Origin of the sequence: Stenotrophomonas sp. 278, from assembly GCF_003935715.1 — a bacterium.
In the GTDB taxonomy this organism is placed as follows: domain Bacteria; phylum Pseudomonadota; class Gammaproteobacteria; order Xanthomonadales; family Xanthomonadaceae; genus Stenotrophomonas; species Stenotrophomonas maltophilia_AH.
Genome location: NZ_RHPP01000147.1, coordinates 1 through 9438, shown reverse-complemented (window position 1 = coordinate 9438; position 9438 = coordinate 1). Strand labels below are relative to the sequence as shown.

At 67.5% G+C, this 9438-nt stretch carries 8 protein-coding genes; 6 read left to right on the top strand and 2 right to left on the bottom strand.

What is annotated here, in order from left to right; genetic code table 11:
- The 4 genes from EGJ34_RS18415 to EGJ34_RS18400 all read left to right on the top strand — a co-directional run.
- A partial coding sequence (locus EGJ34_RS18415) for a CS1-pili formation C-terminal domain-containing protein (RefSeq protein WP_185750241.1) occupies positions 1-758 on the top strand: 758 nt, incomplete at its 5' end.
- Entirely contained in the window at positions 755-1867 is a 1113-nt protein-coding gene (locus EGJ34_RS18410; protein ID WP_125361915.1) for a CfaE/CblD family pilus tip adhesin, read from the top strand. The genes EGJ34_RS18415 and EGJ34_RS18410, both read left to right, overlap by 4 nt.
- 17 nt (positions 1868-1884) lie before the next feature.
- A complete protein-coding gene (locus EGJ34_RS18405; protein ID WP_125361914.1) occupies positions 1885-2640 on the top strand; it encodes a fimbria/pilus periplasmic chaperone in 756 nt (251 codons plus the stop codon).
- On the top strand, positions 2637-4250 hold the full coding sequence (locus EGJ34_RS18400; RefSeq protein ID WP_125361913.1) for a YadA-like family protein: 1614 nt from the start codon (positions 2637-2639) through the stop codon (positions 4248-4250). The genes EGJ34_RS18405 and EGJ34_RS18400 overlap by 4 nt, the downstream gene beginning before the upstream one ends.
- A gap of 1 nt (position 4251) precedes the next feature.
- Here the strand turns inward: EGJ34_RS18400 and EGJ34_RS18395 are convergent, their stop codons facing one another.
- Positions 4252-4899, bottom strand: coding sequence for a hypothetical protein (locus EGJ34_RS18395; RefSeq protein WP_125361912.1), 648 nt, complete (start codon positions 4897-4899; stop codon positions 4252-4254).
- 196 nt (positions 4900-5095) lie between these two features.
- Complete coding sequence (locus EGJ34_RS18390) at positions 5096-7516, bottom strand: penicillin-binding protein 1A (RefSeq protein WP_125361911.1); 2421 nt, start codon at positions 7514-7516, stop codon at positions 5096-5098.
- A 223-nt stretch (positions 7517-7739) separates the two neighbouring features.
- Here EGJ34_RS18390 and EGJ34_RS18385 point away from each other — a divergent pair, with 223 nt between their 5' ends.
- A complete protein-coding gene (locus EGJ34_RS18385; protein ID WP_125361910.1) occupies positions 7740-8798 on the top strand; it encodes a pilus assembly protein PilM in 1059 nt (352 codons plus the stop codon).
- Positions 8798-9438: PilN domain-containing protein (locus EGJ34_RS18380; protein ID WP_125361909.1), on the top strand; the 641-nt coding region annotated here is incomplete at its 3' end. The genes EGJ34_RS18385 and EGJ34_RS18380, both read left to right, overlap by 1 nt.

The following is a 9438-nucleotide window of genomic DNA, read 5'->3' as shown; positions in this document are numbered from 1 at the left end:
GGCCCTGGGGGCAGGGCGGCGCGACGCTCGCGCTGGCACACACGCCCGAGGCGCAGCGGCTGTCGTGGAGTGCCCACCACAGCGCGGCACTGGCGCTGTCAGCGCAGGGGATCTACTGGGGCGCGGCAGACGGGGCCGACGCCGCCGTGGTGGTCACCGTTGATCCGGAAAACGGCACCGATCCCTCGCTGCGAGGGCCGGCAGCGGAAGTGCAGGCAGGCGGCAGCCGGCGTCACACCCTGCACTTTGGCGAGCGTCGGCTGCTACCGCTCAGCGGCTACCAGCGCCACCACGTGCGTGTGCAGGACATCAGTGCCGAAGCATCGGCAGTCGCGCTGCGCACAGGAGTGGGTACCGAGCTGAAACCGTTTCTGCCGCCAGGTCGGCTGATCCTGATGCCGGTCGCCGTGGAGACGACCTACGCCTATCTCGGGACGGCCCATGACGAGGCGGGGCACGCCCTGGCGGCTGCCACCATCCTCAATGCCGCTGTGCCAGGGCTGGGCGAGGATGGCGGTTTCCTGGCCGAATTCGATCAACGCCAGCCGTGGCTGTACCTGCTGCAGGACCGACGCCTTCTGCGCTGCCCGCTGCAGGTGCGTGAACGCCGGGTCGCGCTTCTGCGGGTGGGTACCGTGACCTGCACCGCGCTCGCTGACGCACAATTGCCGGCGTCGATCATCGCCCAGCCACGCGTGCAGCGGTTGCTGTCGGCCCGGCTGCCGGTGCTGCCAGATCGCACCGCAGGCGCACCATGATCGTGCGTGCCCTGCTGCTGGTGCTGGTCCTGCTGGCCTCGACCGCTGCCCATGCACAGCGCCCTCCAGTGACTGAGCCGCCGGGCGGCGTCACCCGGGTGACCCTCACCCACGGCTTTGACCGCTCCGCGCCGGAAGGGCTTGAACTCTGGGCAGCGCGCACGGTGCTCGGGTACGGCGAAAGTGCGCAGGGCCACGGCCGGTTGCACGTGACGTGTACCGATGATCCGGCGCGCGGGCGCTGTCCCCAGGCCGATACCGGCCAGGGCCCGGTCGGGCCGGCCCCGCTGTGGCTGGAGTTCAGGGAGCAGCGCAGCGGCCAGCGCATCGCCCTGGCACTGAGCGGTTCGCTGGAGCGGATCGAATGGGAGCGCAACTGCAGTGATGACTACTGGGACAAAGCCATTTTTCCCCTGTGGACATCGGAGCATCGCGACTGCCACATCGCGCCGACCGGTACGGCCGCCATGCTCGTCCTGGAGGCGTCGGAGATCGTGCAGCTGGTGGCCGGTCGCTGGCAGGGCGAGCTGCACCTGGACCTGCGCCGCAGCGGCGGGGCCTTGGTGGGCCGCCACGAGTTCGTGCTGGAGATCGCCGTCATTGACCCTGCGCGGGCCACGCTCCACCTGCCGGCGTTCGGCACCTCCAGCGGAAGGCTCCAGCTTCCACTTGATTACCGTGCGCTGCCGCTGCCAGCCAGCATCGGCGGCAGCGCGAAACTGGAGCTGTGTCTGTATGACGGGGTCGGGGCCCACAGTCCGCACGTGCTGCTCAGTGCGCATGCGACCCGTCAGAGTGGGGCCGATCCGTTTTTTTCGATCTGGCATGAAGGTGGCGGCCAGGGGCCGCAGGACCGCATCGACTACCGCCTGCGTCTGCATCGCGGTGAGCGTGAGTGGGAGCTGGACAACCATGCCGAAGTGACCCTGGACGGCATGGACAGCGCACCGCTGCGCGCGGTAACCCTGCCCGGACTTCCCCACCCGGTGTACTGCGTACCGATGGTGATGACCCTGCGGGTGCCGCGCGTGCCTGCTGCAGACAAGCGCCATGGGCGCTACCAGGGTGATCTCGTCCTGCGCATGCGCCTGCCGACTCGCAGACCCTGAACCTACCGGAGCCCACCATGCTGCCGCGATATCTGACCGCATTGTTTCTGCTGTTGCCGCTGAGTGCGCGCGCCAACCTGGATGTGCATCCCATGCGGGTGCACGTGGAGGCGGACAGAGCGGCCGGCGTAAGGGTTCATTCGCAGTCGACGCGCCCCCAGTACATCCGCGCCACGGTCAAGCGCGTACTTCACCCTGGCACGGCGCAGGAGCGGGAAATCGATGAGGCGGCTGGCGAGTCCGCCGCCATCGCAGTGACCCCGACCCGGTTCGCGCTGGCGGCCGGGGGCAGTCGACTGGTGCGGGTGATCGCGCTGGATCCGGTCGCGGAGGAAACCGCACTGCGCGTCTACTTCGAAGCGGTGCCGCCGCCGGAGGAGCGCGATGCGACTGCACCGCCTGGAGCGGCCAGCGCGACGATCGGCGTCAGCCTGGTCTGGGGCGTGCTGGTCAACGTCCTGCCACCGCAGGGACGTGCTGCGCTGCAGGTGGAGGGAAGCACGCTGCGCAACCAGGGCAGCCTGCGACTGGGTGTACTGCGGGTGGAGCACTGCGTGGCAGCGCATTGCCAGGCGCACCGCGTCGAACGCAGCGTCTATCCGGGCGATGCGGTGCCGCTGCCATTCGAGCCGGCAGCCGATGCGCGCGTGAACGTGTACTACCGCCTCAGCCGTGACGGCTACCGGGAACACCAGCAGACGCTGCGTGCGGACCCCGGTGGCGTGGTGGCACCGGTGGCCGATTCTCCTGACCCGAATGAGGAAGCTGCATGAAGCTGTTCGATCCAGTCCGTTTTACATTCGCGCTGCTGCTGGGCCCGTTGAGCAGCGGCGCGGCGATGGCCAGCACGCCGCACGTCACCGAGCCGACAACCGAGGAGGAGAGCGGCACAGCCGACGCGATGGTGCCGTCGCCTGCGGCACCCGCGCGCGCCTTGGCGGGCGGACTGGCGGTGGGCCTGGGGGCTGTCGGCACGCTGCGCCGTGAGCGCGTGCATCACGTGCACCAGGTACAGGCGGACTCCGGGCTGTCGGATGTGTCGCCGCAGGTGAGTGCCAATGAGGCGCTGATCGCCCGAAACCGCGATGACATCGCCACCCTGCGCGAAACAGTGAGCGTACTCGCTGCCGGCAACGACACGGACGACCTGCTGCGCTTTGCGCCTGACCAGACGGTGCGTCTGCGCGGAGCCCGCCTGGTCGGCCTGGGCGAGGGGGAGGTCGGGCCGGACAGCCGGGACGGCATCAATGGGGCGCAGTTGTTCGCCACGCACAAACGGATGGGGTTGCTGGAACACGCCGCCCAGTACGCGAAAGTGGGCGCGGATGATCTGAGTCGCCCGGCGCTGGCCGCCCACCTCGGCAGTGCGTACGGAAGCGACGCGCGCGCGGAGGGCAACGGTTCTACCGCCCTGGGGGCCTATACCTGGGCGCATGGCACCAACTCGGTGGCGGTCGGTCGCGGCGCTTACGTCCAGCAGCAGGCGGCCGACGGCTTCGCGCTGGGTGCCCGGGCGATGGTCGTGGCCGAGAACGGACTGGCGATCGGGGCCTCCACCCAGGTCCGGGAGGGCGGTTACAACAGCGTGGCCATCGGCTACGGCTCAGTGGCCACCCAGCGCATGGAAGTGTCGGTGGGCGGGCAGGGCATGCTGCGCCGGATCGTCAACGTGATGCCGGGCGCAGCCCCACATGACGCGGTCACGGTGCACCAGCTCAATCGCGTGTCCGGCCTGCTCGGTATCGGCGAAGTTGACGCTGACGGTCGGGTGCCGGGTCGTCATTTCAGCGTGCTGGGCGTACGCCACGGCACCGTGGCCGGGGCGCTGGGTGAACTGGATGAAGGCCTGCGCGGCACCCGCCAGGCACTGGAAACCGCGACGACCGTGCTGCATCAGCGCGTGGATGATCTTGGCGCGGCACCCCGGGAGGGGGGGGACGGTGTCGATGGCCGGATCGTTCCGGCATCAGCAGACCCCGTGCGTGTTGCCACACCACCTTCCGGGCCGTCGCCAGCGGTTGCGGTGCGGCCGGTGGACACCCGTGCAGTTGAAGCCGCGGTAGACCGGGCCAACGCCTATACGGACCAGGCAGTGTCATCCGTTGAAAGGCGCTTGGACGAGCGGACCGAGCGGCTGGACCGCCGCCTTAACCGCATGGCCGCGATGAGCGGCGCGCAGGCGGCGATGGCCATGAACACGGCCGGGTTGCCGAGCTGGAACCGGCTGGGCGCAGGTGTCGGCCACGCAGACGGTGAATCGGCCCTGGCGGTGGGCTATCAGCGCGTGCTCGACCGTCGCGCGGCCACCACCTTCAGTCTCAACGGGGCCTTCAGCAGCGGCGGCGAGCGCACCGTGGCGATAGGGATCGGCGTGGGCTGGTGACTCAACCGTCGCCCAGCCAGCCGTCCATCTCCTGCTCGGCCAGCAGGGCGCGCAGTTGCGCGCTGGACGCGCGGCGCATGGGCTTCTCGTCAACCGCCGACAGGGGCGGTTGGCGCAGGGCATCGAAGGGCAGGACGGCCAGGTCGAAGGTGAGGCCTTCGGCACTGAACACCCACACCGGCGCATCCAGCGTGCGTTCCCGGTCCAGCCGTAGACGGCGCATGCGCGACTCGGCCGGGACGCCATGTTCTTCCAGGAAGTACTGCACCGCATCGGCTTCGTCGGTATGCAGCTGCAGCTGCACGGGGCTGTGCTGATCGGCGGTGCCATCGAACACCGGTCCGCACAGACGTGGCGAAAACCCGTGCAGGAACTCCATCGCACGCAGCGCGGCCTCGCGCTTTTCGCGAAGCTGCTCGCCATGCCCGGCACCGGCGAACAGTCGCTGGTGTTCGCGCAGGGCGTCTTCGATCTCGGTGTTGCGCGGTAACGAGGCATCGTCATGGATGCCGAGCCGGGCGGCGGCCTTCAGTTTGGCCTGGTGGTAATCGCGGATCCCGCCTTCGGCCATGAGCCGGGCGGCTTCGTGGGCGAGCCTATGACGGCGCTCGCGGGTCTGGCTGGCGGCATGCTGACGGGCACGATGCATGAGCGATGCTCCCCTGGTACGACCTTGTGGGGACTTTACACGGTTGCTGTGACAGGTGCGTAGAGCCACGCCCTGCGTGGCTTCGCGGTGCCAGACGGAGGCGCAGCCACGCAGGGCGTGGCTCTACGGCACCAGAAAAAAGCGCCGGGCAGGGCCCGGCGCAGCATGAGGTGTCGAACGTCGACGAAAACGACGATCAGAAGATGTCGAAGGCGGCGTCGTCGGCCTGCGGGATCTGGGTGTTGAAGTCGTATTCCTCGAGCTTCTCCATGTCCTCGACCTTCACCCACTCGGTAGCCCCGTTGAGCGTGGCCTGGACCATGCCCTGCGGCGGCTCGTTCTGCATGATCGGGGTGTCCTTCAGCGCCACCCGCATGTAGTCGATCCAGATCGGCAGGGCGGCGCGGCCGCCGTACTCGCGGTAGCCCAGCGACCGGAAGTCATCGCGGCCGACCCACACGGTGGTCACATAGCGACCGCCGAAGCCGGAGAACCACGCATCGCGGTGGTCGTTGGTCGAACCGGTCTTGCCGCCGACGTCCTCGCGACCCAGTACCTTGGCCGCCGTACCGGTACCGCGCTGGACCACGTCGCGCATCATCGACACCAGCTGGTAGGCCGTGCGTGCGTCGATCGCCCGCGGCGCAACCCGCGCGTCCGGGTTGACCGGGGCTGCCGGTTCGGCCGGCTTCGGGGCCGCTGCGGGAGCCGCGGAAGCGGCTGACGGCGCTGCGCCGAAGTTGAAGCCATCCACCACCTGGCTCACCGGGGCTCCATTGCTGGTACCGGCGCAGTCGCGGCAGGCCAGGGCCGGGTTTTCCTTGAACACCAGGTTGCCATCACGGTCGTTGACCTGGTCGATCAGCCACGTATCCACGCGCGAGCCGCCATTGGCAAACACGGCGTAGCCACGAGCGATCGACAACGGGGTCAGCGAAGCGGTACCCAGCGACATCGACAGGTTCGGCGGCAGTTCTGCCTCGGCGAAGCCGAACTCACTGATGTACTTGCGCGCGTAATCCACGCCCATGCCGTCCAGCAGGCGCACCGAGACCAGGTTGCGCGACTGCACCAGGGCCTCGCGCAGGCGCATCGGTCCGCGGAAGCCGCCGCCGTCGTTCTGCGGCTGCCAGGTCTTGCCGCCGCGCTCGCGGAACACCACGGGGGCGTCCAGCACGATCGAAGCGGGGTTGAAGCCCTTGTCGAATGCCGCGGCATACACGAACGGCTTGAAGCTGGAACCCGGCTGGCGGCGCGCCTGGGTGGCGCGGTTGAACTTGTTGCCAGAGAAGCTGAAGCCACCCACCAGCGCCTTCAGGGCACCGCTTTCAGCGTCCAGCGAGACCAGCGCCGACTGCCCGCGCGGAATCTGGTCCAGCAGCCACTCGCCGTCCTTCGCCCCGACACGCACGCGCACGATGTCGCCACGCTGCACCAGCTTGGCGGGCGTCTTGTTGGTCCACTTCGCCGCCGAGGCCGGCAGCGTGATCTCGGTGCGGTTGGCCAGCACCACCGTGGCACTGCCGTCGGCCGCCGTACCCGACACGATCGCCGGCAGCAGCCCCGCCTGCGAGGGCATCCAGCGCAGGTGGGTGGCCAGCGCCGCGGCGTCATCGGCCGCGGTGACCGGCACCTGCTTTTCCACCCCGTGCCAGCCATGGCGGTGATCGTAGGTCAGCAGGCCGTCACGCACCGCCAGATTGGCCGCGGTCTGCATCTCCGCATTGATCGTGGTGGTCACGTGGTAGCCCTTGTTGACCACGTCGCCACCGAAGCGCGCGATCATCTCCTGGCGGACCAGTTCGGCCACGTACGGAGCCTCGACCTGCACCGGCGGCTCGTGCGCGCTGGCGTGCATCGGGACGGCCTTGGCCGCGTCGGCTTCGGCCTGGGTGATGAAGCCCAGGTTGGCCATACGCTGCAGTACGTAGTAGTCGCGGCGCTCGCGGGCACGTTCCGGATTGCTGATCGGGTTGCCGCTGGACGGGAACTTGGGGATGCCGGCCAGCGAGGCCATTTCATCCAGATCCAGTTCCTTGAGCTCCTTGCCGTAGTAGAACTGCGCTGCCGCGGCCACACCGTAGGCGCGGTTGCCGAAGAAGCTCTTGTTCAGGTACAGCTCGAAGATCTCGTCCTTGCTCAGCTCCTGCTCGATCTTGCGCGCCAGCAGGATCTCGGCCAGCTTGCGGGTGTAGCTGTACTCCGAGCTCAGGAAGAACTGGCGGGCCACCTGCTGGGTGATGGTCGAACCGCCGGGCACCCGCTTGTCGTTGGTGGTGGCCAGCAGCCAGACCGCACGGGCGATGCCCTTGTAGTCCACCCCTCCGTGCTCGTAGAAACGGGCGTCCTCGGTCGCCAGGAAGGCCTGCTTCAGGCGCTCCGGGACGTCCTTCATGGTGATCGGGATGCGCCGGGACTCGCCAAAGACCGCCATCAGCTGGCCGTCACTGGCGTAGACGTACATGGGCTCCTGCATCTCGATGTCGCGCAGGGCCTGCACGTCCGGAAGCTTGGAGGAAATGGCGTAGTAGAGGCCACCTGCGACGGCGGCGCCGATCAGTGCCAGGACCAGGAAGGCGACCAGCAACCAGCGCAGCCAGCGGCGAAAGCGTGTCATCAGTGACAGATTCCGATTGCGAATTTCGTGGCCGCAGAGTATAGATTACGCAAGGGAACGGCTGGGGCTGTTCCTGGGGAGCCAAGTCGAGAACCGTCTGGGGAGCCGTAAAACGTGTCGTAGTGCGCGTTTTGCAGCTTGGCGGTTGCGATTTGAAAAAAAAACGTTATTAATGCGCGGGCGCAGGTGTTGCGCTCAAGTGCCCGTCGGCAGGGGAGAAACCGTGGGGCTTATCCCAAAAAGCCAGACGCCGCTAATCGGCGTCGACATCAGTTCGACTGCGGTTAAGCTATTGCAGCTTTCCCGCAGCGGTAACCGTTTCCGTGTGGAACATTACGCCGTGGAACCTCTTCCGCCGAATGCGGTGGTGGAGAAAAACATCGTGGAAGTGGAGGCCGTAGGTGAGGCCATCCGCCGCGCGGTGAACCGTTCAGGAACCAAAGCCAAGCACGCTGCGGCGGCGGTGGCCGGTTCGGCGGTCATCACCAAGCTCATCCCGATGCCCGCGGACCTGGACGAGAACGACATGGAAGCCCAGGTCGAACTCGAGGCGGTCAACTACATCCCATACCCGATCGAGGAAGTGAACCTCGACTTCGAGGTGCTGGGCGCAATCCCCAACAACCCGGAAATGGTCCAGGTGCTGCTGGCGGCCTCGCGTTCGGAGAACGTGGAGCTGCGCCAGTCGGCGCTGGAACTGGGCGGTCTGACCGCCAAGGTGATGGACGTGGAGGCCTTCGCGGTCGAAAACGCCTTTGCCCTGGTGGCCAGCGAGCTGCCCATCGCCAGCGATGGCGTGGTGGCCCTGGTGGACATCGGTGCCACCATGACCACGCTCAACGTCCTGCGCGGTGGGCGCAGCCTGTACAGTCGCGAACAGGTGTTCGGCGGCAAGCAGCTGACCGACGAGGTCATGCGCCGCTACGGGCTCACCTACGAGGAAGCCGGCCTGGCCAAGCGCCAGGGCGGACTGCCTGAAAGCTACGAAGTGGAAGTGCTGGAGCCGTTCAAGGAAGCCACGGTCCAGCAGATCAGCCGCCTGCTGCAGTTCTTCTACGCAGGCAGCGAGTTCAACCGCGTCGACCACATCGTGCTGGCCGGCGGTTGTGCGGCACTGGCCGGTCTGCCGGAAATGGTGGAGGAACAGCTGGGCGTGGCCACGGTCGTGGCCAATCCGCTGGCACAGATGACGCTGGGTCCGAAGGTGCAGGCACATGCCCTGGCCCAGGACGCGCCGGCGCTGATGATCGCCACCGGTCTGGCGCTGAGGAGCTTCGACTGATGGCAAGAATCAATCTATTGCCCTGGCGCGCCGAACGGCGCAAGCAACGCCAGCGCGAGTTCATGACCATGCTGGGCTTCGCCGCCATTGGTGGCGTGCTGCTCTCGGCGCTGATCTGGTTCTATTACGACCGCCAGATCAGCGGGCAGGGTGATCGCAATACCTATCTGCAGACCGAGATCGACCTGGTCAAGGCGCAGAACAAGGAAATCGAGCGCCTGGACCGCCAGAAGGACCGCCTGCTGGCACGCAAGCGCGTGATCGAGGAACTGCAGGCCAAGCGTTCGCAGATGGTGCACCTGTTCGATTCGCTGGTGCGCACCATTCCGGAAGGCGTGGTGCTGACCTCGGTCAAGCAGGAAGGCGACATCCTCACCCTGGGCGGACGTACCCAGTCCAACGCCCGGGTCAGCGCCTACATGCGCAACCTGGAAAGTTCGGGCTGGATGACCAAGCCGGAACTCACGGTCATCGAAGCCAAGAAGCCGGAAGACGACAAGGAAAAGCAGCCGACCACCATCGCCGACATCGCCTCGCTGCCGTACATGTTCGAGGTGAAGGTGACCCTGCCGGCCACCAGCGAAGCGGTGGATGGCCTGGCCCCGGACGGCAGTGTGGCTCCGGCCGCAGACGCTGCAGC